The sequence below is a fragment of the Plantibacter sp. RU18 genome, assembly GCF_050613355.1.
Taxonomy (GTDB): Bacteria; Actinomycetota; Actinomycetes; order Actinomycetales; family Microbacteriaceae; genus Plantibacter.
Genome location: NZ_CP159618.1, coordinates 1,889,098 through 1,915,325 on the forward strand (window position 1 = coordinate 1,889,098; position 26,228 = coordinate 1,915,325).

General features: G+C 69.2%; 19 protein-coding genes and 1 tRNA gene. 14 read left to right on the forward strand and 6 right to left on the reverse strand.

Annotation, left to right across the window (positions count from 1 at the left end; genetic code table 11):
- Nucleotides 1-193 precede the first annotated feature (193 nt).
- Nucleotides 194-940, forward strand: a complete 747-nt coding sequence (locus ABMA10_RS09125; protein WP_347868373.1) for a gamma-glutamyl-gamma-aminobutyrate hydrolase family protein — start codon at nt 194-196, stop codon at nt 938-940.
- 75 nt (nt 941-1,015) lie between these two features.
- A complete protein-coding gene (locus ABMA10_RS09130) occupies nt 1,016-1,846 on the forward strand; it encodes a DUF3097 domain-containing protein (protein WP_347868372.1) in 831 nt (276 codons plus the stop codon).
- A gap of 195 nt (nt 1,847-2,041) precedes the next feature.
- Here the strand turns inward: ABMA10_RS09130 and ABMA10_RS09135 are convergent, their stop codons facing one another.
- The gene (locus ABMA10_RS09135; RefSeq protein WP_431031520.1) at nt 2,042-3,385 is read right to left on the reverse strand and encodes an aminotransferase class III-fold pyridoxal phosphate-dependent enzyme; all 1,344 of its coding nucleotides are present in this window, start codon (nt 3,383-3,385) and stop codon (nt 2,042-2,044) included.
- 150 nt (nt 3,386-3,535) lie between these two features.
- On the opposite strand from ABMA10_RS09135, the gene ABMA10_RS09140 reads away from it, so the two are divergent.
- Nucleotides 3,536-7,543, forward strand: coding sequence for a Pls/PosA family non-ribosomal peptide synthetase (locus tag ABMA10_RS09140; protein WP_431031441.1), 4,008 nt, complete (start codon nt 3,536-3,538; stop codon nt 7,541-7,543).
- Nucleotides 7,543-8,874 (forward strand): M1 family metallopeptidase, encoded by a 1,332-nt coding sequence (locus ABMA10_RS09145; RefSeq protein ID WP_347868369.1) that lies wholly within the window; start codon nt 7,543-7,545, stop codon nt 8,872-8,874. Before ABMA10_RS09140 ends, ABMA10_RS09145 begins: the two co-directional genes overlap by 1 nt.
- On the opposite strand, the gene ABMA10_RS09150 is transcribed toward ABMA10_RS09145, so the two are convergent.
- Together ABMA10_RS09150 and ABMA10_RS09155 are read right to left on the reverse strand one after the other, a co-directional pair.
- On the reverse strand, nt 8,777-9,562 hold the full coding sequence (locus ABMA10_RS09150) for a 4'-phosphopantetheinyl transferase family protein (RefSeq protein WP_431031442.1): 786 nt from the start codon (nt 9,560-9,562) through the stop codon (nt 8,777-8,779). The genes ABMA10_RS09145 and ABMA10_RS09150 overlap by 98 nt on opposite strands.
- Before the next feature lie 246 nt (nt 9,563-9,808).
- A tRNA-Arg gene (locus ABMA10_RS09155) sits at nt 9,809-9,883 on the reverse strand.
- 91 nt (nt 9,884-9,974) lie between these two features.
- On the opposite strand from ABMA10_RS09155, the gene ABMA10_RS09160 reads away from it, so the two are divergent.
- From ABMA10_RS09160 to prfA, 9 genes are all read left to right on the forward strand, one after another.
- Nucleotides 9,975-10,808 (forward strand): transglutaminase-like domain-containing protein, encoded by an 834-nt coding sequence (locus ABMA10_RS09160; RefSeq protein WP_431031443.1) that lies wholly within the window; start codon nt 9,975-9,977, stop codon nt 10,806-10,808.
- Between the two features lie 61 nt (nt 10,809-10,869).
- Nucleotides 10,870-12,540, forward strand: a complete 1,671-nt coding sequence (locus ABMA10_RS09165) for an arginine--tRNA ligase (protein ID WP_347868366.1) — start codon at nt 10,870-10,872, stop codon at nt 12,538-12,540.
- 108 nt (nt 12,541-12,648) lie between these two features.
- Entirely contained in the window at nt 12,649-13,239 is a 591-nt protein-coding gene (locus ABMA10_RS09170) for a hypothetical protein (RefSeq protein ID WP_347868365.1), read from the forward strand.
- 110 nt (nt 13,240-13,349) lie between these two features.
- Nucleotides 13,350-14,114, forward strand: coding sequence for an LmeA family phospholipid-binding protein (locus ABMA10_RS09175; protein WP_347868364.1), 765 nt, complete (start codon nt 13,350-13,352; stop codon nt 14,112-14,114).
- Nucleotides 14,115-14,433: 319 nt separating this feature from the next.
- On the forward strand, nt 14,434-15,840 hold the full coding sequence (gene lysA / locus ABMA10_RS09180; protein WP_347868363.1) for a diaminopimelate decarboxylase: 1,407 nt from the start codon (nt 14,434-14,436) through the stop codon (nt 15,838-15,840).
- Nucleotides 15,837-17,156, forward strand: coding sequence for a homoserine dehydrogenase (locus tag ABMA10_RS09185; RefSeq protein WP_347868362.1), 1,320 nt, complete (start codon nt 15,837-15,839; stop codon nt 17,154-17,156). The genes lysA and ABMA10_RS09185 overlap by 4 nt, the downstream gene beginning before the upstream one ends.
- A 109-nt stretch (nt 17,157-17,265) precedes the next feature.
- A complete protein-coding gene (thrB, locus tag ABMA10_RS09190) occupies nt 17,266-18,204 on the forward strand; it encodes a homoserine kinase (RefSeq protein WP_347868361.1) in 939 nt (312 codons plus the stop codon).
- A 235-nt stretch (nt 18,205-18,439) separates the two neighbouring features.
- The gene (gene rho, locus ABMA10_RS09195) at nt 18,440-20,707 is read left to right on the forward strand and encodes a transcription termination factor Rho (protein ID WP_347868360.1); all 2,268 of its coding nucleotides are present in this window, start codon (nt 18,440-18,442) and stop codon (nt 20,705-20,707) included.
- Nucleotides 20,708-20,830: 123 nt separating this feature from the next.
- Entirely contained in the window at nt 20,831-21,910 is a 1,080-nt protein-coding gene (gene prfA / locus ABMA10_RS09200; RefSeq protein ID WP_347868359.1) for a peptide chain release factor 1, read from the forward strand.
- A gap of 52 nt (nt 21,911-21,962) precedes the next feature.
- Here prfA and ABMA10_RS09205 read toward each other — a convergent pair whose 3' ends face one another.
- The 3 genes from ABMA10_RS09205 to cysK all read right to left on the reverse strand — a co-directional run bounded on the left by ABMA10_RS09205 (nt 21,963) and on the right by cysK (nt 25,096).
- Nucleotides 21,963-23,519, reverse strand: coding sequence for an ABC-F family ATP-binding cassette domain-containing protein (locus ABMA10_RS09205; RefSeq protein ID WP_347868358.1), 1,557 nt, complete (start codon nt 23,517-23,519; stop codon nt 21,963-21,965).
- An 85-nt stretch (nt 23,520-23,604) separates the two neighbouring features.
- A complete protein-coding gene (epsC, locus tag ABMA10_RS09210) occupies nt 23,605-24,171 on the reverse strand; it encodes a serine O-acetyltransferase EpsC (protein ID WP_431031444.1) in 567 nt (188 codons plus the stop codon).
- Nucleotides 24,172-24,181: 10 nt separating this feature from the next.
- Nucleotides 24,182-25,096: a cysteine synthase A gene (gene cysK, locus ABMA10_RS09215; RefSeq protein ID WP_431031521.1), complete on the reverse strand. Its 915-nt coding sequence runs from the start codon at nt 25,094-25,096 to the stop codon at nt 24,182-24,184.
- Between the two features lie 180 nt (nt 25,097-25,276).
- Between cysK and prmC the strand changes: the two genes are divergently transcribed.
- Complete coding sequence (gene prmC, locus ABMA10_RS09220; protein WP_347868356.1) at nt 25,277-26,221, forward strand: peptide chain release factor N(5)-glutamine methyltransferase; 945 nt, start codon at nt 25,277-25,279, stop codon at nt 26,219-26,221.
- The last annotated feature ends 7 nt before the right edge of the window (nt 26,222-26,228 follow it).

Here is a 26,228-nt window from a genome sequence, read left to right on the forward strand (position 1 = left end):
CATCCGAGCCCCACCCCGCGGCTCGGTTCCGAGTCTAGGACCGGGTCACCCGACTTCTCTACAGCAGCCTCCCAGGCAAGAACGGCTCGGATCGCCGGGGGTTCTGTTACCGACCGTGACGCCACTGCTCGCGGATCCGGCCAGGCGGCGTCAGACTTGGTGGGTCGTCTCACGGACCCTCGGAAGGAGCATCATGCAAGGACACGTCTCACCCATGTTGGCGCTCGTCGAGGTCACGAGGTTCCGCGAGGACGACCAGGCGTATCACGAATACGTCCAGGTCCTGATCGGCCGCACCATCGCTGCCGCCGAGCGCGCCGGGTGGCGCGTCAGCAGGCTCGCCGCCCAGGACCTCGGAACGGATGCGCTGCTCGCCTCCACCGATGCGGCGTCGGCCGTCGTCATCATGGGCGGCGCCGACATCGACCCGATCCACTACGGCGGGACCGGCGGCTACCGCGGCGAGGGTCAGCACTTCGCCGAGGCCGACCGCGCCCAGCTCGCCGTCGCGCGTCGGGCCGCCGAGCGCGGAACGCCGTTGCTCGGGATCTGCCGCGGCCACCAGATCATCAACGTCGCGCTGGGCGGGACGCTCGTGCAGGACCTCGGTGAGCACAGCTCGCACCGCAACGACGGCGTACCCGTGGACCAGATCATGACGCCGCACGAGGTCGAGCTCGACCCGTCCAGCGCCCTGGCGTTCCGCCTCGGCGGTCGACGGGTGCAAGTGCAGAGCGCGCACCACCAGTCCGTCGGCGCGCTCGGTGACGGCCTGCGGGCGGTCGGCTGGGCGTCCGACGGCACGATCGAGGCCATCGAGCACCGCACGCTCCCGATCACCGGTGTGCAGTGGCACCCGGAGGACCCAGGCACCGTCGACGACCAGCTCGGCCTGCTCCTCGGAGGCCTCGCCCGCGAAGCCGAGCGAGCAGCGGCCTGACCGCTGCTCCGTCGGGACAGGCCGCCGCGCCGCTGGGCTCCTGAGATCGCGCAACGGGTTGAGTAGCGTGGACAGGTGTTCGAAGACAGGTACGGCCAGGACGTCCTCGCGGGTGACTGGCGGAAGAAGAACCGAGTGGTCGCCCGAGAGGTCGAGGCGGTCACCGATCTCGTGGTCGAGGAGCTCGGCGGGTTCTGCGGAGCGATCACTCGCGTCGAGGCGAAGACGGTCGAGCTCGAGGACTACCGCGGTCAGCGCAGGATCTTCCCCCTGGGTACAGGATTCCTGCTGGAGGGCGAGCCTGTCGTCCTGATCGTGCCGAAGGCCGCACCGACCGGTCGGGCCCGCACCGCGTCGGGGTCGTTCGCGGTGGAGACGACCGCTCGGGTCGCCCGAGCCAGCCGCATCTTCGTCGAGGGTCGGCACGATGCCGAGCTCGTCGAACGCGTCTGGGGTGACGACCTCCGTGTCGAGGGCGTCGTCGTCGAGTACCTCGCAGGTGTCGACCACCTCGATGCCGCGTTGGCCGAGTTCCGTCCGGGTCCCGACCGACGGGTCGGCGTCCTCGTCGATCACCTCGTCCGCGGATCGAAGGAGCAGCGGATCGCCGACGCCGTGATGGCAAGACCGAACGGCAGGAACGTGCTCATCGTCGGGCACCCCTACGTCGACATCTGGCAGGCGGTGAAGCCGGCTCGCGTCGGACTGACCGAGTGGCCGACGATCCCGCGCTCCATCGAGTGGAAGAAGGGCATCTGCGACGCCTTCGGATGGCCACGCGACTCCCAGGCGGACATCGCGCGCGCCTGGAAGCGCATCCTCGGTCAGGTGCGCGGCTTCAACGACCTCGAGCCCGAGCTCCTCGGACGGGTCGAGCAACTCATCGTCTTCGTCACCGTCGACTGACCCCACCTGTCGTGCCACCAGCGCGGTGCGCTGGACCGAGCGCGCCCCATTGGCGCGAGCGTGCCCCTCCAGAGACCTGCTGTCGCGCCAGAGGGCCGCGCCGCCGCCGGTCGACGCATGCTCGGTCGAGCGCACCGCGCTGCCACCCACAGACCCGCGCTCGGTCGAGCGCACCGCGCTGGGATGGGGGACGGACTAGGAGGCGACCTGGGCCAGAGCCGTTTCCAGGACGGAGACGGCATCGCGCAGGAGGTCGTCCGACATCACCGCACTCGGCAGCAGTCGGAGGACGGAATCCCACGAGCCGGCGTCGAGGACGAGCACGCCCTGAGCGATCGATGCGTCGATGATGGTCTGCAACGCGGTCGGGTGCGGGTCCTTCGTTCCGGCCACGACCAGTTCGACCCCGGCCATCGCACCGATGATCCGCACCTCGCCGACGATGTCGAATCGCTCCGCCCAGTCGCCCATGAGCGAACGCAGCGTCGCCTCCACCCGACGGGCCTCGCCGAGGATGTCCTCGCGCTCGATGACGTCGAAGGTCGCGAGCGCCGCCGCGGTCGAGACGGGGTTGCTGCCGAAGGTGCCGCCGATGCCGCCCGGCTGCACCGAGTCCATGATCTCGGCGCGGCCGGTGACGGCCGACAGCGGGAAGCCACCGGCGATACCCTTCGCGCTCGTGATGAGGTCGGGCACGACGCCATGGTGTTCGATCGAGTACCACGCGCCCGTGCGCCCGATTCCGGCCTGGATCTCGTCGGCGACGAACACGATGCCGTTCTCGGTGCACCACTCGCTGATACGCGCGAAGTAGCCGGGCGCGGGGATGACGATGCCACCGTCGCCGAGGACGGGCTCGGCGAAGAACGCAGCGACCTCGCTCGCACCGATGTGGCGCTCGATGTAGTCGATGGTGACCTCTGCAGCCTCAGGTCCCGTCAGTCCGTCGCGGAAGGGGTAGGACAACGGCACGCTGTAGATCTCGCCGGGGAACGGGCCGAAACCGAGGCGCTCGGGTGCCGGACGGTAGGTCATCGCCATGGTGAGGTTCGTGCGACCGTGGAAGGCATGGTCGAGGGCGACGATCGCGCGACGACCGGTGTACTTCTTCGCGATCTTCACGGCGTTCTCGACCGCTTCGGCGCCGGAGTTGAGCAGGATCGAATGCTTCTCGAAGTCGCCGGGGGTGATCTCGGCGAGCTTCTCCGCGACCTTCAGGTAGTTCTCGTACGGAGTCACCGTGAAGAGTGTGTGCGTGAGCTTCGTCGCCTGCTCGGCCGCGGCTGCTGCGACGTCGGGGTTGGCGTGTCCGATCGTCGTGACGCCGATGCCGGTGCCGAGGTCGATGATGTGGTTGCCGTCGACGTCGACGAGGATGCCGCCGGAACCGTGGTCCATCCAGACCGGCGCGAGGTTGCCGGCGCCGCGCGACACTGCTTTTCGGCGACGCTCCGTGAGGGCGATCGATCGGGGACCGGGGATGGCGGTCACGAGCTGGCGTTCCTGGGGCACGGTGTATTCGATGGTCACGCGCCCCATGATAGGCACGGCGCCTGGGCGGGAACCCAGGCGCGGCCGGTGGGTCGCGGTCGTATCGGGGACATCTGACGGTTGACTGGTGTTCACCAACCGTCCATGCGCGCTGCCTACCGTTGGCGACGCCATCAGCCGGACGACAGGGGATCGCGCATGGACGCAGACACGACCGCGGCTCTGCTCGCCGAACGGCAGCCGGGGCTCCTGGGCGGTGCGCGCACACCGCCCGAGCGCACGCTGTTGGACGTCCTCCGCCAGGTCGCTGCGACGCACCCGGAGGCATCGGCGCTCGAGGATCCGGAAGGCGCACTGAGCTACCGTGAGCTCATCGTGCACGCCGAGCGTGTCGCGGCCGGACTGTTCGCCGTCGGAGTCCGTCGTGGTGACCGGGTCGGGGTCAGGATCGCCTCGGGGACGCGAGACCTCTACCTGGGCATCCTCGGGATACTCTTCGCCGGTGCCGCATACGTGTCGGTCGACGCGGACGATCCTGAGGAGCGGGCCAGACTGGTGTTCGGGGAGGCCGCCGTGGTCGGCGTGCTGACGGACGGCGGCGTCTTCGAGCGTCCGCTTCCAGCTGAGGGGATCGGGGGCGCACCTGCGGCGTCCACCGAACGCGTGCAGCTTGTCTCCGGTGCGGCACCGCATCCCGCGACCCGTGCCACCTCGGTCGTCGAGCAGGCTCGGTTGGACGACGATTCCTGGATCATCTTCACCTCGGGTTCAACGGGCACACCGAAGGGGGTCGCGGTGTCGCACCGGTCGGCCGCCGCGTTCGTCGATGCGGAGGCCCGCCTCTTCCTCCGGGCGGAACCGCTCGGGCCCGGCGACCGGGTGCTCGCGGGCCTCTCCGTCGCATTCGACGCGTCCTGCGAGGAGATGTGGCTCGCCTGGGGTCACGGCGCCTGCCTGGTCCCGGCACCGCGGTCGCTCGTGCGCAGCGGCATGGACCTCGGTCCGTGGCTCACCGCGAAGGGCATCACCGTCGTCTCCACGGTCCCGACCCTCGCGGCCATGTGGCCGGCCGAGTCGCTGGAGAACATCCGCATGCTCATCTTCGGTGGCGAGGCGTGCCCGCCCGAGCTCGCCGCCCGTCTCGCTGTGGACGGCCGCGAGGTCTGGAACACCTACGGCCCGACCGAGGCGACCGTGGTCGCGTGTGCTGCGCTGCTGACTGGGGAGGATCCGGTGCGGATCGGCCTCCCGCTCGACGGATGGGATCTCGCTGTCGTGGACGCCGACGGTGTCCCGGTCGAGGAGGGCGGCACCGGCGAACTGATCATCGGCGGTGTCGGACTCGCCCGGTACCTCGACCCTGCGAAGGACGCGGACAAGTACGCAGCGATGGAGAGCCTCGGCTGGTCGAGGGCGTACCGCAGCGGCGACCTCGTCCGGTACGAGGCCGCCGGACTCGTGTTCCAGGGCAGGGCCGACGACCAGGTCAAGATCGGCGGACGCCGGGTCGAACTCGGCGAGATCGAGGCGGCGTTGCAGGCGCTCCCCGGTGTCTCCGGAGCCGCGGCGGCAGTGCAGAAGACTGCCGCGGGGAACTCGGTTCTGGTCGGGTATCTCGCCGTCGCCGACGGCTCGGGCTTCTCGATCGAGGCGTCGCTCGCGGAGCTCCGCGACCAGCTGCCGGCCCCGCTCGTCCCGCTGCTGACGGTGGTCCCCGAGCTGCCGACACGGACCTCCGGGAAGGTCGACCGTGCCGCGCTGCCATGGCCGCTCGGCGGCGCCGACGGTGAGGACGCATCGACGCTGTCCGGCACCGCGGCCTGGTTGGCCGAGCAGTGGACGGCCGTCCTCGGGGTGCGTGTGACCGCCGAATCCGACAACTTCTTCTCCCTCGGCGGCGGCAGCTTGGCTGCCGCGCAGCTCGTGTCGCTCATCCGCACCCGCGATGCCGAGTTCACCGTCGCCGACATCTACGGCCACCCGAGACTCGGGGCGATGACGGCGGAGCTCGACGGCCGTCGGCCGGAGCGCCGCAGTGCGGCCGTGGTGGCCGATCCGGTGCTGCCGGTGCCGCTCGGGACCCAGTGGGCGCAGACCCTGCTCGGCATTCCGCTCCTCATCCTCGTCGGTCTCCGCTGGCTCGTGTACCTGCTCGCCGGGAGCCGGGTGCTCGGCCTCGTCGCCGACGTGCCCTTCCTGCCCATGGTGTCGTGGTGGTGGATCGCGATCGGTTTCCTGCTGTTCATCACGCCGATCGGCCGTATGGCGATCTCCGTGATCGCGTCGCGCCTGTTGCTCGGCGGGGTGCGCCCCGGCGACTACCCGCGCGGTGGCTCCGTGCACGTGCGCCTGTGGCTCGCCGAGCGCGTCGCCGATTCGGTGGGCGCGGTCAGCCTGGCCGGAGCGCCCTGGATATCGAACTACGCGCGTGCGCTCGGCGCGAAGATCGGCCCGGACGCCGACCTCCACAGCGTCCCGCCGGTGACGGGCTTCCTCACCGTCGGTGCCCGTGCGTCGATCGAACCGGAGGTCGATCTCCGCGGGTACTGGATCGACGGCGACACCCTCCGGCTCGGGCACGTGCACATCGGTGCGGAGAGCACGGTGGGAGCGCGCAGCACACTGCTCGCGGGGACCCGCATCGGGAAGCGGGCCGAGATCGCACCGGGATCGTCGGTGTTCGGCCGTGTGCCGTCCGGGCACCTGTGGTCCGGATCGCCCGCCGTGCGGGTCGGCAAGGCGAAGCCAGTGTGGCCGGTCGAGCGACCGCCCCGTCGTCGGCGCTGGCTCCTCGCGTACGGCGCTGGCTCTGCAGTGCTGTCGGTCCTTCCGTTCCTCGCCTTCGTGCTCGCTGCGGTGGTTGTCGCGGCCGGTGCGGTCGGCTCCGCGGACCTCTTGGAGTTCTCCGTGCGGGCACTCGTCTGGATCCCCGTCGCGACGGTCGTGTGGTTCGTCGTCCTGGCCGTCAGTACCATCGGCCTCGTGCGCCTGCTCGGGCTGGGCCTCCGAGAGGGGTACTTCCCGGTCCGCAGCCGCGTCGGCTGGCAGGTGTGGGCCACCGAACGCCTGTTGGATGCCGCGCGCACCCTGCTCTTCCCGCTCTACGCGAGCCTCTTCACCCCCGTCTGGCTCCGCCTCCTCGGCGCGAAGGTCGGCCGGAACGTCGAAGCGTCGACGGTGCTCCTGCTCCCGCGCATGACGACCGTCGGCGACGGCGCCTTCCTCGCAGACGACACGATGGTCGCCTCCTACGAGCTCGGTGGCGGGTGGATGAAGATCGCCGGCGCGTCGGTCGGGAAGCGCGCCTTCCTCGGGAACTCCGGGATGGCGGGGCCCGGCATGCACGTTCCGAAGAACGGGCTCGTCGCCGTCCTATCGGCCGCCCCGCGAAAGGCGAAGTCCGGCTCGTCCTGGCTCGGCAGCCCGCCGATGCGTCTGCGCCGGCAGGTCTCCGACGCCGACCTCGACCGGACATACGATCCGCCGGTCCGACTGCGGATCGCCCGGACGCTGTGGGAACTCTGCCGCATCGTGCCCGTCATGGTCACGACCGGAATCGCCCTGCTCGTCCTCCTCGCGCTCGCGTGGCTCGCCGACACGTGGAGCCTCGGCGTCGCAGTCGTGCTGAGTGGTGCCGTCTTGCTCGCGGCCGGGGCGCTCGCCGCAGGGATCACGACGGTGGCGAAGTGGGTCATCGTCGGCCCGATCCGATCGGGGGAGCACCCACTCTGGTCGTCGTTCATCTGGCGGAACGAGGTGTCCGACACCTTCGTCGAGATGGTGGCGGCGCCGTGGTTCGCGCAGCCTGCCACCGGGACGCCTGCGCTCAACTGGTGGCTGCGGTCACTCGGTGCGCGCATCGGGCGCGGGGTCTGGTGCGAGAGCTACTGGTTGCCGGAGGCCGATCTCGTCCGTCTCGGCGACGGAGCGACCGTCAACCGGGGGTGCGTTGTGCAAACCCACCTGTTCCATGATCGAATCATGAGCATGGATCAGGTCGAACTCGCCTCAGGCGCCACTCTCGGGCCGCACAGCGTCATCCTCCCCGGCGCACGGATCGACGACGATGCCACGGTCGGACCGGCTTCCCTCGTCATGCGTGGAGAGCGTGTCCCGGCAGGTAGCCGGTGGAGCGGGAACCCCATCGGGCCGTGGCGCGAGGTGACGACGGCGGAGTACCGCGAGCCCGCGATCGCCGCGTCCTGATGGGAGACTCCCTCGTCCGTCTGCGCAGCGCGGGCGACCCGTACACGCCGAGCAGCGGGAACACCGGCTATTCGGTCTCGCATTACGAGCTCGAGCTCGACTACGACGTCGATCGCAACGGCGTCGCCGCGACAGCCCGCATCACCGCGGTCGCGACCGAACGACTCACCCGGTTCTCGCTCGATCTCCACGGGCTGCGTGTCGGGAAGGCGCAGGTGGACGGCGCGGAGGCGAAGCGGACCCACGGCTCCGGCAAGTTGACGCTCACGCCTCGCGTGGCGATCGAGGACGGCGCCGCATTCACCGTCGTGATCCGGTACTCGGGGAACCCGAAGCCCGTCAGGAGCCCGTGGGGCGACATCGGTTGGGAGGAGCTCGAGGACGGCGTCATCGTCGCCTCGCAACCGTGCGGGGCGTCGAGCTGGTATCCGTGCAACGACCATCCCTCCGACAAGGCGGCCTATCGGATCAGCGTGACCGCGGCATCGGCGTACGCGGTCGTGGCTCCGGGCGAGTTGGTCTCGCGCGTGGCCAAGGCGAGCAAGACCACCTGGGTGTACGAGCAGCGCGAGCCGATGGCGGCGTACCTGGCGACGGTGCAGATGGGGCGCTACGAACGATTCGTCGTGAATGCACGGGCGGACGCACCGGTGCCGGTCGTCGCGCATCTGCCCACAGACCTGCTGCCGGAATTCCGGCGCGACTTCGCCGATCAGGTCGGCATGATCGCCTGCTTCGAGCGTGCGTTCGGGCCGTATCCCTTCGCGAGCTACGGCATCGTCGTCACGGATGACGAGCTGGAGATCCCGCTCGAGGCGCAGGGCATGTCGATCTTCGGACGGAACCACGTGGACGGTGCGGGCGGCTCCGAGCGCCTCATCGCGCACGAGCTCGCGCACCAGTGGTTCGGGAACAGCCTGACGATCGCGGCTTGGAAGGACATCTGGCTGCACGAGGGCTTCGCCTGTTACGCCGAGTGGTTGTGGTCGGAGGAGTCCGGTTCGGCGACCGCTGATGCGTGTGCTCGAGCGCATTACGCCGTGCTCCGTCGCGAACCGCAGGACCTCGTCGTCGGCGATCCGGGACCCGAGGCGATGTTCGACGATCGCGTCTACAAGCGCGGTGCGATCGCCCTGCACGCCGTCCGCGTCCTGCTCGGGGACGCCGCGTTCTTCGACATGCTGCACGACTGGGTCGAGTCGTACCGGTTCGCGAGCGTGTCGACGGACGGCTTCATCCGCACGGCCGAGCGGCACGCGCCGGAGCCCGTCGAAGCCCTCCTCGACGCCTGGTTGTTCCACGAACGTCTGCCGCCCTTCCCGAAGCGCTGAGCGGAGGGACGTCTCCGGTCAGGGAGACCAGCACCGCGACTGCGGTGAGGAGGCCGGGTGCGAGTTCCGGCCGGCTGAGGACGAACCGTCGGCCGACGACTTCCACTGGCACCACCTCGGTGGGCTGCGGTAGCTCGACGGTCGCCGGATCCATCCGGAGCCCGGTCCCGAGTGCCTTCACGATCGCCTCCTTCATCGTCCAGTGCTCGGCGAGCGCACGCAGGCGGTCGGTGCCCGGGAGAGCAGACCATCGGCGGAGCTCGGCGGGGGAGAGGACGACACCCTCGACTCCTGCGAAGCGTCTCGGGTCGAGTCGTTCGAGGTCGATGCCGATCGACGGCGCGGACGAGATCGCCACCGCAGTGGACGTGGTGGTGTGCGACACGCTCGCCGCGACAGTGGGCCCGCCGATATCGACGGTCGGTCGTCCGTGCTCCAGCCCGCAGTCCGCGCATCGAGCGCTGACGATGACGAGCGATTCAGCGACGCCGAACGTCTCTGAGACGGTCCGGGTGATGAGCGCACGGCCGACGAGGAATCGTCGTACGTCGGCGGGGGAGCCTTCGTCGAGTCGTCGGCGACCACCCGCGCCGAGGCGGGCGGCGGTACCGTCCAGGTCGAGCTCGTCTGCCGCGGACCGGTCGACGATGCGGAGCGTCACGTCCGGGAGACGATTGGCGCGTCGCATGGCTCAAGTATCGCCGATGCGCTGCGGACTCGGTGCTGATGCTGCTGGTGGTGCCCTCGACTGGATTCGAACCAGCGACTTCTTCCTCGCGAGCTGGAACAGTGCGCTTGTCCGTCTGGTCATGCGGAATGGCGAGGATGCTGCTGGTGGTGCCCTCGACTGGATTCGAACCAGCGACTTCTTCCTCGCGAGCTGGAACAGTGCGCTTGTCCGTCTGGTCATGCGGAATGGCGAGGATGCTGCTGGTGGTGCCCTCGACTGGATTCGAACCAGCGACTTCTTCCTCCGGAGGGAAGCGCTCTTCCGCTGAGCTACGAAGGCGGAACGAGACCAAACTACCAGAGTCGGGACGGAAGCCGGAACCGAGCCGCTTCGGGGCTGGCGCGCGGGTCGTGCGTGTGACAATGAGGGCATGCAGCGCACCCTCACCGCGTCGCTCGACCTGCGGGTGCACGACCGAGCCGACCTCATCCTGTCCATCGCGGCCGCCGGCGGGACTCCGCTCGCGAGTGAGCGGCTGCAGGTGCAGTCCTCGCAGGGTCCGTGCGCGGTCACGGAGATCATCGGCCCGGACGACACGAGGCTCCATCGGGTCGTGGCCGAGCCTGGGCAGCTGCACGTCGAGTACGAGGCCGTCGTCGTCGGTCATGCCGTCCCGCGCGCCGTCGATGCGCTCGAGACGGTGACCTATCTGCGTCCGAGTCGCTATTGCGAGTCCGACGTGCTGTTCTCCCTCGCTCGGAACGAGCTCGGTTACCTGCTCCAGGATCGCCGTCTCGATGCGGACGGTTCGGTGTCCGGCGGTCTGCAGGTGCTGCCGTGGGTCGCGGCGTGGGTGGGGCGCCACCTCTCCTACGTGTCGGGGTCGACAACGGTCTCGGACAGTGCGGTGTCGACCCTCGCCGCCGGCCGGGGCGTCTGCCGGGACTTCGCGCACCTCACGATCGCGATGCTGCGTGCGCTCGACATCCCGGCACGGTACGCCTCGGTGTATGCGCCGGGGCTCGTGCCGATGGACTTCCACGCGGTCGCCGAGGGATTCGTCGACGGAGCCTGGCACGTGGTGGACGCGACGGGCCTTGCCCCGCGTCAGTCCCTCGTCCGCATCGCGACGGGACGGGACGCGGCCGACGTCGCTTGGTTGAGCAACCACCAGGGCAACGTGTCCGTCGAGGACATGCGGGTCGACGCGTTGATCGACGTGCTGCCGTCGGACGATCCCGCACAGCCGGTCGTCCTCGCCTGACTCGTCTGGTCGGGCGTCACCGGACGCCTGGTGACCCGCCTGCCGGGTAGAATCGCTCCTCGTGACTCCTGAAGACCTCGCCTCCGCCCTCCACGCCATCGTCGTCCCGATCGTCGAGCGACGACGCGATGTTGCCGGTATCACGGAGGATGTCGGTGTCTCGGTTGACGACGTCGTCCTGGAGCGCCCGAAGAACCGCGATCACGGTGACTGGGCGTGCAACATCGCGATGAAGCTCGCGAAGCGGGTCGGCGCCAACCCGCGCGAGCTCGCGCAGGAGTTCGCCGACGCGCTCGTGCAGGTCGACGGCGTCGCGTCCGTGGAGGTCGCGGGCCCCGGCTTCATCAACGTGCGTCTCGATGCGGCTGCCGCCGGTGCGCTCGCCAAGGTGATCGTCGACGCCGATGAGGCCTTCGGCCGCAACGACACGCTCGCCGGCCAGACCATCAACCTCGAGTTCGTCTCGGCCAACCCGACCGGGCCCCTGCACATCGGCCACACCCGTTGGGCGGCGCTCGGCGACTCGCTCGCGCGTGTCCTGACCGCCTCAGGCGCGAAGCTCGTCAGCGAGTACTACATCAATGACGCCGGCAACCAGATGGACACCTTCGCCGATTCGGTGCTCGCCGCGGCCAAGGGCGAGCCGACGCCGGAGGGCGGATACCCGGGCGCCTACATCGGCGACCTCGCGAAGGCCGTCCTCGCGGACATCCCCGATCTGCTGGAACGTCCCGACGCCCGCGAAGTGGCGCGCGAACACGCCTATGCGCTGCAGCTCGGCGAGATCCAGGCGTCACTCGAACGGTTCAACGTCCACTTCGACGTGTGGTTCAGCGAGCGCACGCTCCACGCGAAGGGCGAGGACGGCACGAGCCTCATCGACCAGGCCGTCGACCGTCTCCGCGAGCAGGGGCACGTCTACGACGACGAGGGAGCCGTCTGGGTGCGCACGACCGACTTCGGCGACGACAAGGACCGCGTCATCCGTCGCTCGAACGACGTCTTCACCTATTTCGCCGCGGATGCCGCGTACTACCTGAACAAGGGTGACCGCGGCTTCCAGCACAAGATCTACCTGCTGGGCGCCGACCACCACGGGTACGTGCACCGTCTCAAGGCGCTCGCGGGTGCTGCGGGCGACAACCCCGACCGCGACATCGAGGTCCTCATCGGACAGCTCGTGAGCGTCAACGGCGCCCGTCTCTCCAAGCGGGCGGGCAACATCATCGAGCTCGACGACCTCCAGGCCTGGATCGGCACGGATGCGCTGCGCTACTCGCTCGGTCGGTACCCGGCCGACTCGCCGCTCGCACTCGATCCCGAGCAGCTGCGGAGCCGCACGAACGACAACCCCGTGTTCTACGTGCAGTACGCGCACGCCCGCACGAACTCGGTCGCACGGAACGCCGCGTCGGCCGGTGTCGACCGCAGTGCGTTCGCGCCGGAGCTGCTCGTCCACGAGTCGGAGTCCGCGTTGCTCGGTGTCCTGCAGGAGTTCCCGCGGATCGTTGCGCAGGCGGCCCAACTGCGTGAGCCGCACCGGGTCGCGCGCCACCTGGAGGAGACCGCGAGCCTGTACCACAAGTGGTACGACAGCTGCCGGGTGGTCCCGATGGGAGAGGAGCCTGTCACGGATCTGCACCGCACGCGCCTGTGGCTGAACGACGCGACGGGTGTGGTCATCCGCAACGGCCTCGACCTGCTCGGCGTCTCCGCCCCGGAGCGCATGTAGCGGTCAGCACCACGGCAGGACGTCGGCACGGGAGCAGGACGATCCCGCCGCGGAGACCCTGCGCTCATGCGTTCCACCTGCCGCCGCGAGATTCGGTAGCGTCGGGGTATGACTCGTGCGTGGAAGAACCGACCGTTGCTCGTCGCGGGGGTGCTCGTCGCAGCCCTCGCCCTGACCGGCTGCGTGGGATCGGTGCCTGAAGACGGGCCTCCGAGCACCGCCGGTGCGACGTCCCCGGCATCGTCGGCAGTCGATCTGCGCGCGTTCGTTCCGCGGGGGACCGAGGGGTCAGGGGTCTCCATCCGGCTGCAGTTCCCCGACGGCTTGGTCGCCGGCAGTGTGGGCACGATGGACTACCTGCAGAACATCGCGCTGCCGCCGGTGCAGTGTGCGCCGTTCGAGATCGAACTGCGGGAGGCCGGGGTGAGCACGCTCCAGATCGACGGCGCGCTCGAGGTGGTCGTCCGCGGCGAGGGCGGCTCGACGGTCGCGCCGGCGTTCATCGTCCCCGGCGACCCGGTTCAGGCTGCGTTCGCTTCGGCCGACGTGCTGACGGAGACCTCCCTCGAGGACTCGGACCTGACCGAGCTCGAGGGGTTCACGCTGGCGTCGTTCTACCCGAACACTCCGGAGGACTGGGAGCGCTTCAGCGGCCGGGTGCTCGACAGTGCCGAGGTACAGCTCGATCAACCGTGCTGACGGCGGGGCACCCCAGCAGGACGTCGGCTCGAGGGCAGGACGACCCGGCAGAGGAGCCCTGCTCTGGCGCGTTCCTCCTGCGCCCAGGCGCGGTTGGGTAGCCTCTGAACATGAGTGAGCAGCAGCTGCCGAAGCGCAAACGCCCGTGGGTGCCCGTCGTCATCATCGTCGGAGTGCTCATCGTCCTGATCGGGGTGTTCTTCATCGCCGACACGATCGTGCGGGGCATCGCCGAGCAGCGGGTGTCCGCTGAGATCGAGCAGAAGCTGCCGGACAACGTCGATGCTGACGTGGACGTCTCGATCGGTGGTGCCTCCGTGATCGCTCAATACCTCGGCGGCACGTTCGAACGCGTGGAGTTGCGTGCCCCGAACGCGAGCGTCGACGGCGTCCCACTCGACGTCCACGTGACGGCAGACGCCGTCCCCGTCGACACCAGCACAGCCATCGGCAAGGTGGTCGCGACCATCAGGATCGACGCGGCGGGCGCTCAGTCGCTCGCACGAAGCGCCGGGCTGCCGGGCGAGCTGACCCTCGGCGATGGCGAGGTCGGCTACGCGTCGGAGGCGACGGGGCTCGGTCTGACGATCCCGTACGACTTCTCGGTCGCCCCGACCACGACCGCGCAGCGAGTGACGCTCACACCGACCTCGGTCGAGGTCGACACCGGAATCCTCGGCGTGATCGACCTGCAGGCTCTCGTGACGGGACTGCTCCAGGGCGATCCCCCGAGCATCTGCGTCGCAGAGTACCTGCCGGAGGGCACGCAGTTGGACGCCCTCACCGTGACACCCGACGCGGCCACCGCCGAACTGTCCTCGACGACCCTCCGCCTCGACGAGGACGCGCTGTCGACGCTCGGCAGCTGCGACTGAGATCGGATCGACGGGTGGCGACGATCGGGTGACGCCTGCGCGTCATGATTCTGCGTGATCGCGCCCGGCTCGCTAGACTTTCTCCACACCCACTGCTCCGACCGAGTGGTGAGGTGCGTCATCGGGCCGTCAGGTCCGTGCATCACCTCAGCCGTTCCAACCGAGCGGCGATGGGTGCGAACGACCGGGATCACCATCCTCCGGAGCGCGCGCACCCTCCTTCATCGGTGCTCTCCTTATCGGTGCTTCAGGGGCCAACCCGGGTCCGCTCGCCCAACGAGAACCTCCTCTTCCGCTTCCCAGGACTCAGGACAACCCCGTGGCCAGAAATCCCCTCGCCCCCGACTGGCTCGCAGAGCCGGTCGATCCGAATGCGCTCGACCCTGCCGTCTGGCCGGCGTCCGCCGACCGTGACGCCGACGGCGTCCTCCGAGTCGGTGGTGTCGACGCCCGCGCCCTGCAGGCCGAATTCGGCACGCCGCTTTATGTCGTCGATGAAGACGACGCCAGGGCCCGAGCGCGCACGCTGCGCCAGGCGTTCGAGCGTGAGGCCGCAGCTCGCGGCACCTCGGTCGCCGTCTACTACGCGGGCAAGGCCTTCCTCTCGGCGGAGGTCGCGCGCTGGATGACGGCGGAGGGTCTCCGCATCGACATCTGCAGCGGGGGAGAGCTTGCCGTGGCACTCGCGGCCGGGACCGATCCGGCCCAGCTGGGCTTCCACGGCAACAACAAGTCGCTCGCGGAGATCGCGCGAGCCGTCGATGTCGGCATCGGTGCGATCGTCCTCGACAGCCTCGTCGAGATCGAGCGGGTCGCAGCCGCAGCCGACCGGGCACGGCGCGTCCAGCCCGTCCGACTCCGGGTGAACAGTGGCGTGCACGCGCACACCCACGAATACCTGGCGACGGCGCACGAGGACCAGAAGTTCGGCTTGCCGCTGGACGGCGCTGCGGCGGCCGTCGCGCGCATCCGCGAGCACGCTTCACTGGACTTCCTCGGCTTGCACTGCCACATCGGCTCGCAGATCTTCGGCTCGGAGGGATTCGCCGAGTCGGCTCAGCGTCTGCTCGCGGTGCACGCGCAGCTCCTCGAGGACGGTCCGGTCCCCGAGCTGAACCTCGGCGGGGGTTTCGGCATCGCCTATACGAGTGCCGACGACCCGACCCCCATCGAGCGCCTCGCGGCAGACATCCTCGCGGGTGTCGCGACCGCGGCTGAGACCCACGGCGTCGCGATCCCGAAGCTCGCCTTCGAGCCCGGTCGCGCGATCATCGGCGGTGCCGGCATCACGCTCTACGAGGTCGGTACGGTCAAGGACGTCGTGGTGTCGACGGACGACGAGGGCCATACGGCGATCCGGCGCTATGTGAGCGTCGACGGTGGCATGAGCGACAACGCACGCCCCTCGCTGTACGGAGCCGACTACGCCGTCCGGATCGCCGGGCGCGTGAGCGACGCTGCTCCGGCGCTTGTCCGCATCGCCGGGAAGCACTGCGAATCGGGGGACATCGTGGTGAACGCCGACTACCTGCCGGCGGACGTCAGTGACGGCGACCTCCTCGCCGTCCCGGCGACCGGTGCCTACTGCTGGTCCCTCGCCAGCAACTACAACTACCTCGGCCGCCCGGCCGTCGTCGCCGTCTCCGGTGGCGAGGCCCGCATCATCGTGCGGGGCGAGACCGAGCACGACCTCCTCAGCCGCGACGCGGGATTGGACACGGAATGATCGAATACCGCGGACTGAAAGTCGCCCTGCTGGGTGCCGGCTCGGTGGGCTCACAGGTGGCGCGACTGCTGCTCGAGCACGCCGAGGAGCTGGCGTCCCGCGCCGGCGCGAGCCTCGAACTGATCGGGATCGCCGTGCGCGACGTCGATGCGCCGCGCGACGTCGATCTCCCGAAGGAGCTCTACACGACCGACGCCGAGCAGCTCATCCTGAGCGCGGACATCGTCATCGAGCTCATGGGTGGCATCGAGCCGGCGCGCAGCTACATCCTCCAGGCGATCAACGCAGGAGCCGATGTCGTCACCGCCAACAAGGCGCTGCTCGCGACCCACGGCCCTGAGCTCTTCGACGCCGCGGAACAGGTCGGCGCCCAGCTCTACTACGAGGCCGCAGTGGCCGCCGCGATCCCGATCATCCGCCCGCTGCGCGAGAGTCTCGCCGGCGATCGCATCAACCGGGTGCTCGGGATCGTGAACGGCAGCACGAACTACATGCTCGACCGGATGGACCGCTTCGGCGACACGATGGAGGACGCGGCAGCGGTCGCCAGCGAACTCGGGTTCCTCGAGGCCGATCCGACCCTCGACGTCGAGGGCTATGACGCGGCGCAGAAGGCGACGATCCTCGCGAGCCTCGCCTTCCACACGACGGTTCCCGTCGAGGCCGTGCACCGCGAGGGCATCACCGGTGTCACGAAGGCCCAGGTCGACCTCGCGCGCAGCCAGGGCTATGTCATCAAGCTCCTCGCGATCGCCGAGCGCATCGTCGACGAGGCCACCGGCGAGGAAGGCCTCTCCGCTCGCGTCTACCCGGCGCTCATCGGTCGGGAGCACCCGCTCGCCGCCGTGCACGGTGGCAACAACGCCGTGTTCGTCGAGGCGGAGAACGCCGGCAGCCTGATGTTCTACGGTGCGGGCGCCGGTGGCAAGGAGACCGCATCCGCGGTCCTCGGGGACCTCGTGTCGGCAGCCCGCCGTCACGTCGCCGGGGGGCCGGGCGTGGGCGAGTCGACACACGCCGACCTGCCGGTCCTGGAGATCGGCCGGGTCACGACGCGCTACCAGGTGACCCTCGAGGTCACGGACGAGCCGGGCGTGCTCGCGGCCGTCGCCGGGATCCTCAGCGACGGCGGCGTCTCGGTCGAGACGTTCCAGCAGTCCGTGGCCTCCTCGGACGGCACGCGCTCGACCGCTACCCTGGTGATCGGCACACACCGCGCGCTCGAATCGGCCCTCGCGGCCACCGTCGAGCAGCTCGCCTCGAACGCCAACGTCGAGCGGGTCGTCTCGGTGCTCCGCGTCGAAGGCGCCGAATAGCCTCCGGCCGCGCCGGGCCGCCTCAGCGGGCGGCTGTGCTCCACCGCGGTCCGACCGCACCCGAAACATCCCACCGACCACCACTCCTCAGATTGCAGGCCACCGAATCATGCAGATCGGACACAGCGTCACCGTCAAGGTGCCGGCGACCACCGCCAACCTCGGTCCTGGCTTCGACACCCTCGGGCTCGCGCTCGCGCTGTACGACGAGCTGACCGTGACGGTCCGCGAGGAGCCGGGCGTGTTCGTCGAGGTGATCGGTGTCGGTGCCGGCGAGGTCCCGACCGACGAGTTGAACCTCGTGATCACGGCCATCGCCCACGCACTGCGTGCCTATGGACGTGAGTTGCCGGGCCTCGACGTCGTGGCGCGCAACGCGATCCCGCACGGTCGCGGACTCGGCTCCTCGGGTGCAGCGATCGTCTCGGGCATCATGGCGGCGAAGGGCCTGCTGGAGGGCGAGGTCGACCTCGGCCCCGACGACCTCCTTCGCCTCGCGACGGAGATGGAGGGCCACCCCGACAACGTCGCGCCGGCGCTCTTCGGCGGCCTCACGATCGCGTGGACGACGGACGCCGGCCCGCAGCACAAGAAGCTCATCGTGCACCGGGGCGTCTCGCCACTCGTGCTCGTGCCGGAGCACACGATGTCCACCGAGCTCGCGCGGAGCCTCCAGCCGGCGAACGTGCCGCACGCGGACGCCGCGTTCAACGTGTCGCGCTCGGCGCTGCTCGTGGCCGCGCTGACGCAGAGCCCGGAGCTGCTCCTCGCCGCGACCGAGGATCGCCTGCACCAGAGCTATCGCGCAGCGGCCATGCCGGAGACCAACACGCTCATCACGATGCTCCGCGATCACGGATTCGCAGCCGTGGTGTCGGGAGCTGGTCCGTCCATCCTCGTGCTCGCCGACGACCCCGGACGCCGCCTTGAAGCGACCGCCCTCGTCGCCGAACACGCCGAGACGGCGTGGCAGTCGCTCATGCTCGCTGTCGACTTCAAGGGTGCTACAGTAGGAAGGCACCCGGCCCACCCCGCCACTTCGGCGTAACCGGCTTCCGGGGCAATTCCGCACAATCATCGCTTTCGCACCAATTGATCGCGTCTGTTCGGGTCCCATCGTGTCTCCACCCTGCTGAGGTATCCCTCCGCTGGGTCGTCTCACCGGGCTATCCGCACAGGCTCTGCGTCGTGTGAACATCACCCACCCGCCGCACAGGATCGCAGGTCGCGATCGCCGCCTGCGCGAGACAGCTCTGTCTCGACGCGAGGGAAGGAAAACACACGTGACAGACGTCAACGAAGGCGCCTCAGGCGTCTCGCTGGATGCCGACCCGAAGACGCTCAAGGTTGCAGGCCTGCAGCGTCTCGCCGCCGCCCTCGGGGTGGCCGGTGCTTCCAAGCTCCGCAAGGGCGAGCTGGTCGAGGCCATCCAGGCAATCCAGATCAGCCAGACTGGCTTGAACAGCAGCGACACCGACGCCGCGACCACCGAGACCGCTGAGGTCATCGAGTCCGTCGCAGCGGTCGAGGTCGCACCGCCGGCACCGGTGCAGTCGAAGCTCCCCGAGCTCGACCTCGCGCTCGACCAGGCGTTCGGCTCCGAGAACGCGGCACCGCCGGTGCGCAAGCGCGCCTCGCGCCGCGCCACCTCGGCGACCGTCGCCCCGTCGACCACGCCGATCGTCGGAGCCCCCGTCGTCGAGACGCCGGAAGCTCCGGCACTCGCCCCGTCGGCTCCCGCCGAGTCGGCACCGGTCGCGGCCGAGCCGGCCGAGGTTGCTGCACCCGTCGAGGCAGGCGACTCAGCCGCAGCCCCGACGACCGACGCCGCGCCCGCCGAGGACGCAGCTCCCGAGCAGGGCCAGCGCCGCTCGCGTGGCAACCGCCGCGGCCGTGGTCGCGATCGCGAGCGCAACGCCGATGAGGCCGAGCAGAACGGTGCCGAGCAGAACGGTGCCGAGCAGAACAGTGCCGAGCAGCGGGACGCCTCGCAGAACGCCGCAGAGCCCTCCAACGACGAGTCCGGCAGCTCGGACGGCGACTCCGACGACTCCTCCAACCAGGACGGCGCCGAGCAGCAGGACGGTCAGCAGGCCGGTGGACGCCGTGGGCGTGGTCGCGGACGCGGCCAGAAGGCTGACGGCAACCAGAAGGCTGACGGCAACCAGAACGGCGGCGGCAACCAGAACGCGGCCGACGCCGGACAGAAGTCCGAGCCGAAGCAGGAGCAGGGCGGCCAGAACCAGAACCGCGGCAACCAGGGCGGTCAGCCCGGCCAGGCCGACGACGCCGATGGCCGTGGGGGACGCAGCCGGTACCGCGACCGGAAGCGTCGTGGGTCCGTGCAGAACGACGAGGTCGAGCCCGAGATCGCCGAGGACGACGTCCTCATCCCGGTCGCCGGCATCCTCGACGTCCTCGACAACTACGCCTTCGTCCGCACGTCCGGCTACCTGCCCGGTACGAACGACGTCTACGTCTCGCTCGGCCAGGTCAAGAAGTACCACCTGCGCAAGGGTGACGCGGTCGTCGGTGCGATCCGCCAGCCGCGCGACAACGACAGCAGCAGCCGCCAGAAGTACAACGCGATCGTCAAGGTCGACTCCGTCAACGGCCTGTCCGTCGAGGAGGCTGCAGCGCGCGTCGAGTTCGGCAAGCTGACCCCGCTGTACCCGCAGGAGCGTCTCCGCCTCGAGACCGAGCAGACGAAGCTCACGCAGCGCATCATCGACCTGATCGCCCCGATCGGCAAGGGCCAGCGCGGCCTCATCGTCGCGCCGCCCAAGGCCGGCAAGACGATCGTCCTCCAGCAGATCGCGAACGCCATCTCGATCAACAACCCTGAGGTCCACCTCATGGTCGTGCTCGTCGATGAGCGTCCGGAAGAGGTCACCGACATGCAGCGCACGGTGAAGGGTGAGGTCATCGCCTCCACCTTCGACCGTCCTGCCGAAGACCACACGACGGTCGCCGAGCTCGCCATCGAGCGTGCCAAGCGTCTGGTGGAGCTCGGTCACGACGTCGTCGTGCTGCTCGACTCGATCACGCGCCTCGGCCGTGCCTACAACCTGGCGGCTCCGGCCTCCGGTCGTATCCTCTCGGGCGGTGTCGACGCTGCTGCGCTGTACCCGCCGAAGCGCTTCTTCGGGGCTGCTCGCAACATCGAGAACGGCGGCTCGCTCACGATCCTCGCGACCGCACTCGTCGAGACCGGTTCCAAGATGGACGAGGTCATCTTCGAGGAGTTCAAGGGCACCGGCAACTCGGAGCTGCGTCTCTCGCGTCAGCTCGCCGACAAGCGGATCTTCCCGGCCGTCGACGTCAACGCGTCGTCGACCCGTCGCGAAGAGATGCTGCTCGCTCCCGACGAGGTCAAGGTCACCTGGAAGTTGCGTCGTGCCCTTGCCGGTCTCGACCAGCAGCAGGCCCTCGAGGTCGTCCTCGGCAAGCTCAAGGAGACCACGTCGAACGTGGAGTTCCTCGTCCAGATGCAGAAGTCGATGCCCGCACCGACCTCGCACAGCCACGGACACGAGAACAACCACCGCTAGCGGTCCCGACCGACCCCATCTGCACCCGAGCCGCATGGCTCCGGTGCGGGTGGGGTCGGTCTCGTTTTCCCCCGGGTGCAGTTGCGCCTCGGTGCAGCATGATGGTCATGAAGGAAGTGAACGATGTTCGAATCAGTTGAGACGCTCGTCGCCGAGCACAGGGATCTCCAGGATCAGCTCGCCGACCCGGCGGTGCACGCCGACCCCGCGCGGTCGAAGAAGATCAACCGCCGGTACGCAGAGCTGTCGAAGATCATCGCGGCCTACCACACCTGGCAGTCCACGCAGGAGGATCTCGACGCCGCTCGCGAGTTGGCCAAGGAGGACGACGCGTTCGCCGAGGAGGTGCCGGTGCTCGAGGAGCTGCTGGTCACCAACCAGGAGAAGCTCCGACGCCTGCTGATCCCGCGCGACCCGGACGACGGCCGCGACGTGATCATGGAGATCAAGGGAGGCGAGGGTGGAGCGGAGAGCGCGCTCTTCGCCGCAGACCTGCTGCGGATGTATCTGCACTACGCCGAGTCCAAGGGCTGGAAGACGGAACTCCTGGAGCGCACGGAGAGCGATCTCGGCGGCTACAAGGACGTGCAGGTCGCCATCAAGTCCAACGCCACGGATCCCTCGCAGGGCGTCTGGGCGCACCTGAAGTACGAGGGTGGTGTGCACCGCGTGCAGCGTGTCCCCGCGACCGAGTCGCAGGGCCGCATCCACACGTCCACCACCGGTGTCCTCGTCTTCCCCGAGGTGGACGAGCCGGAGGAGGTCGAGATCAGCCAGAACGACCTGAAGATCGACGTCTACCGCTCCAGCGGCCCCGGCGGTCAATCCGTCAACACGACCGACTCGGCGGTGCGCATCACCCACCTGCCGACGGGAATCGTGGTGTCGATGCAGAATGAGAAGAGCCAGCTCCAGAACCGGGAGGCCGGTATGCGTGTCCTCCGCGCCCGCATCCTCGCCCGGCAACAAGAGGAACAGGCTGCGCTCGACAGTGCGGCGCGCAAGACCCAGATCCGTACGATGGACCGCTCTGAGCGCATCCGGACGTACAACTTCCCGGAGAACCGCATCGCGGATCACCGCACGGGCTACAAGGCGTACAACCTCGATGGCGTCATGAACGGAGCCCTCGGCCCGATCATCGAATCGGCCATCGCCGCCGACGAAGAGGCGCGTCTGGCCGACATCGGCGACCAGAGCTGATCCTCCGGGTTCCCGGCCCGTCGACAGGCTCAGGAACCTCGTGTCGACGGGCTCAGCCGATGCGGAGGCGCTTCGTCGCGACCTTGTCGGCGAAGAAGCGGTCGTGGCTGACGACGACGATGGCGCCGGGGAAGTGCACCAGGGCGCGCTCCATGACCTGCGTGCTCGCGAGATCGAGGTGGTTGGTCGGCTCGTCGAGCAGGAGCACGGAGGCGCCGGACAGCAGACACTGGGCCATCGCGACGCGTGCGCGCTGGCCTCCGGAGAGCATCCCGATCTTCTGTTTGAGGTCGGCGTCCGAGAACTGGAACATCCCGAGGAAGCGGTTCACCGACTTCTTCGTCGCAGCGAACGCGAGACTGTCGGGCATCGCGCCGACGGCATGCGCGACGGTGTCGGTGAGGTCCAGCTCGTCGACCATCTGGTTGTACGAGGCGAAGCGCACGCCGCCGGTCCAGGTGACGCTCCCCTGATCGGGCCGCTCCTCGCCTTCCAGGATCCGGAGGAACGTCGACTTGCCGGCGCCGTTCGGGCCGTGGACGACGATGCGCTCTCGTCGGCCGATCTCCAGGTCGAGACCGTCGAAGAGCGTGTGCTCGCCGTACGACTTCGTGAGGCCCTGGATCCGGCAGAGGGTGTCCTTGATGTGCAGGCCGCCGTAGATGTCCGTGATGATGTCGTCGACGGGCCGCGGCGGTCTCGCCTTCTTTATCTTGGCGAGCTGCGAGGACAGGTCCTTCTTCCCGGCCGCCTTCGTCGCCTCGCGCCTGTCGGAGATACCCTCCGCCTCGAACGCGAGGAGCTCCGATTCGTGCACGAACTGCGCCTCGAGCGTCTTCAATCGGAACTGCTTCTGGATGACGTACTCGTCGAAGCTGCCGGGGTACTCGTGGAGGTGGAAGTTCTCGACCTCGACGATGCGGGTGACGACGGCGTCGAGGAAGGTGCGGTCGTGCGAGACGACGATCGCGGCCCCGCGGAAGCCGCCGAACCAGGACTCGAGCCACTCGACACCCGCGACGTCGAGGAAGTTCGTCGGCTCGTCGAGCAGGAGGACGTCCGGACGCTCGAGGAGGATCTTCGCGAGCGCGGCGCGGTTGCGCCAACCGCCGGAGAGGGCGTCGATGGGGAGCACACGGCGGGCGGTGTCGAATCCGAGCGTGGTCAGCGCGGTGTCGATGTGGCGCTGGTAGTCCCAGCCGTCCTGCCGCTCCATCTCCTCGAAGAGTTCGGCCTGGCGTTCGATGAGCTTCGTCATCCCGTCGAGGTCGTTGGGGTCCGCGGCGATCGCGGCGTCGATCGAGGCGAGCTTGGCCTCGATCTCGTGGATGTGCGCGAACAGACCTTCCAGGACCTCGGTGATGGTGGCGCTGCCGTCGAGTTCGGAGAACTGGGAGAAGTAGCCGATCCGGGTGCCGTCCTCGACGGTCACCGTTCCGGCGTCCGGCTGTAGCTGATCGAGGGCGAGTTTCAGCAGCGTCGACTTGCCGGAACCGTTGCGGCCGATCAGTCCGACACGATCACCTGGTTCGAGCCGGAAGAAGACGTCGCGGAGGACCGGACGATCCTCGAACCGGACGGTGACGTCGTTCAGGCGGATGAGACTCATGGGTGACCTCTCGAGGTGCTGGGGGCGGCGCGGATTCCGTCGATCTGCGACGGCGGACAGCGGAGGATGGGGGGTGGTGCCCGAGTCAGATGTGGTACTCGGGATCCAGCAGAGCGAGGCCGTGGGAGCCCGGGCCGAGCGGGCGTTCGACGGCGGGCACGCCGAGCAGCAGACTGTGCGGTGGGCAGGCTTTCGTGACGACCGCGTTCGCGCCGACGATGCTCCCGGCGCCGATCAGGATCGGCCCGAGGATCTTCGCTCCGGCTCCGACTGCGACCCCGTCGCCGATGGTGGGGTGGCGCTTCCCGGCGCCTCGGCTCTTCCCGCCGAGCGTGACCCCGTGGTAGATCATGATGTCGTCTCCGAGTTCGGCGGTCTCGCCGATGACGACGCCCATGCCGTGGTCGATGAAGAACCGTCGGCCGATGCGCGCACCAGGATGGATCTCGATGCCGGTCAGGAAGCGCGCGAACTGCGAACCGAAGCGCGCGAGAGTGCGGAACCCACGCTGCCACAGCCGATGGTTGACGCGATACGCCCAGACAGCATGCAGTCCTGAGTAGCTGAGGACGATCTCGACGGTGCCGCGGGCCGCAGGATCGTGGACGCGTGCAGCGCCGACGTCCTCGCGCACCCGCGACAGTATTCCCATGTGTCCGAGCCTAGTCGCGGAGATCGTCGTACATCGTCGTGGAGAGGTAGCGCTCGCCGGCGTCGGGGATGATGACGACGATCGTCTTCCCGTCCATCTCCGGGCGACGGCCGACCTCGAGGGCCGCCCACACGGCTGCGCCGGCGGACATGCCACCGAGGATGCCGTCGTCCGTGGCGAGCTGGCGTGCGACGGCGTAAGCGGTGTCGGTCTCGACGGGGATGATCTCGCTGAACAGACTCGTGTCGAGGATCGCCGGGACGAAGTTCGGCCCGATGCCCTGGATCTTGTGTCCGCCGGCCCTGCCCTCGCTGAGCAGCGGGGAGTCGGCCGGCTCGACGGCGATGATCTGCACGTCCGGGTTCTTCTCGCGCAGCCACTGTCCGACGCCCGTGATGGTGCCGCCCGTACCGATGCCGGCGACGAAGGCGTCGACGACGCCGTCGGTGTCCTCCCAGATCTCCGGAGCAGTGGTGCGCTTGTGGATCGCGGGGTTCGCCTCGTTCTCGAACTGCCGCACCCACACCGCACCCGGCGTCTCGTCGACGATGCGCTTGGCCTCGTCGACGGCGAGCGCCATACCCTTCGTCGGGTCGGTGAGGACGAGCTCGGCGCCGAACGCGCGCAGGAGCGTGCGTCGTTCCTTGCTCATGGAGGCCGGCATCGTGAGGATGACCTTGTACCCGCGGGCGGCGCCGACGAGGGCGAGCGCGATGCCGGTGTTGCCACTCGTCGACTCGACGATGGTGCCACCGGGCTGCAGTTGACCCGATGCTTCTGCCGCGTCGACCAACGCGATGCCGAGGCGGTCCTTGACGCTCGATCCGGGGTTGTAGAACTCGAGCTTCGCGAGCACGGTCGCGCCGACGCCTTCGGCGATGCGGTTGAGGCGGACGAGCGGGGTCCGTCCGTATGCCTGGGTGATGTCGGTGTGATGGTGCCTGCCACGGGGTCCTCTTCCTCGAACGGGGTCGTCGGCATCAGCCTACGACGTGCCTCCTGGGCGGAACGCTCTATGACGGCGCCCGCCCGGAGCGGACGGTGACCCGTGCGGTAGGCTCGATCCGGCCCTCCCGACCAGGCCGCACAGACGATGACTTCGCTCATGCACCCCACTTCTCCTTCAGCCTCAGCCGCAACGCCGTCCCCCGAGGGGGCGGGCGATGCTTCGAGCGCGCCCACGACCGGCCACCCGGCGACGGTCGTCGTCGCCAGGCAGCACGCCGTCGACGTCCTGACCCGCGCAGCTGTGCCCTCGCCCGAGGTCGATGCGGAGCTCCTGCTCGGCCACGTCCTGGGCCTCGGGCGCGGTGCCGTCCAGGCTGCCGCGATCACCGGGCGGGTGCTCGACGCCGAGGAACGGACCGTCTTCGCCGAACTCGTGGAGCGTCGTGCCTCACGCGAGCCGCTGCAGCACATCACCGGTCGTGCGGCATTCCGCTCGATGGAGCTGGCCGTCGGGCCCGGGGTCTTCGTGCCCCGACCCGAGACCGAGTCCGTCGTGCAGTTCGCAATCGACGCACTTCGTGCCGTCCCGATCCCGCGCCCGATCGGCGTCGACCTCGGCACCGGCAGCGGCGCCATCGCGCTCGCCATGGCGACCGAGGTGCCGAACGCCGCGATCTACGCCACCGAGAACTCGGTGGACGCCTTCATCTGGGCGAAGCAGAACTTCGCCGAGTCGGGCGCGGACAACGCGACCGTCGTGTTCGAGCATCTCGCCGATGCGTTCCACGAGCTCGACGGCATGGTCGACGTCGTGATCTCCAACCCGCCCTACGTGCCGGACGACGCGATCCCGCGCGATCCCGAGGTGCGCCTGTACGACCCGTCGGCCGCGCTGTACGGCGGGCCGGATGGCCTCGACGTCGTCCGATATGTGTCGGCGACCGCTCAGCGTCTGCTGCACCGTGGTGGCACGCTCATCATCGAGCACGGCGAACTGCAGGGTCAGGCGATCCGCGAGCTGTTGACGGCAGACGGTTGGCAGGCGGCCGCGACGCACCGCGACCTCACGACGCGCGACCGCACCACCATCGCGATCCGCTAGACCCGCC

Coding starts and splice junctions, on each gene's coding strand:
- ABMA10_RS09150 (WP_431031442.1), bottom strand. CDS start 9,562: ATGCGACGCGCCAATCGTCTCCCGGACGTGACGCTCCGCATCGTCGAC.
- prfA (WP_347868359.1), top strand. CDS start 20,831: ATGTTCGAATCAGTTGAGACGCTCGTCGCCGAGCACAGGGATCTCCAG.
- ABMA10_RS09140 (WP_431031441.1), top strand. CDS start 3,536: ATGGACGCAGACACGACCGCGGCTCTGCTCGCCGAACGGCAGCCGGGG.
- ABMA10_RS09125 (WP_347868373.1), top strand. CDS start 194: ATGCAAGGACACGTCTCACCCATGTTGGCGCTCGTCGAGGTCACGAGG.
- ABMA10_RS09160 (WP_431031443.1), top strand. CDS start 9,975: ATGCAGCGCACCCTCACCGCGTCGCTCGACCTGCGGGTGCACGACCGA.
- prmC (WP_347868356.1), top strand. CDS start 25,277: ATGCACCCCACTTCTCCTTCAGCCTCAGCCGCAACGCCGTCCCCCGAG.
- ABMA10_RS09170 (WP_347868365.1), top strand. CDS start 12,649: ATGACTCGTGCGTGGAAGAACCGACCGTTGCTCGTCGCGGGGGTGCTC.
- ABMA10_RS09175 (WP_347868364.1), top strand. CDS start 13,350: ATGAGTGAGCAGCAGCTGCCGAAGCGCAAACGCCCGTGGGTGCCCGTC.
- ABMA10_RS09145 (WP_347868369.1), top strand. CDS start 7,543: ATGGGAGACTCCCTCGTCCGTCTGCGCAGCGCGGGCGACCCGTACACG.
- ABMA10_RS09205 (WP_347868358.1), bottom strand. CDS start 23,519: ATGAGTCTCATCCGCCTGAACGACGTCACCGTCCGGTTCGAGGATCGT.
- ABMA10_RS09135 (WP_431031520.1), bottom strand. CDS start 3,385: ATGGGGCGCGTGACCATCGAATACACCGTGCCCCAGGAACGCCAGCTC.
- epsC (WP_431031444.1), bottom strand. CDS start 24,171: ATGGGAATACTGTCGCGGGTGCGCGAGGACGTCGGCGCTGCACGCGTC.
- thrB (WP_347868361.1), top strand. CDS start 17,266: ATGCAGATCGGACACAGCGTCACCGTCAAGGTGCCGGCGACCACCGCC.
- ABMA10_RS09185 (WP_347868362.1), top strand. CDS start 15,837: ATGATCGAATACCGCGGACTGAAAGTCGCCCTGCTGGGTGCCGGCTCG.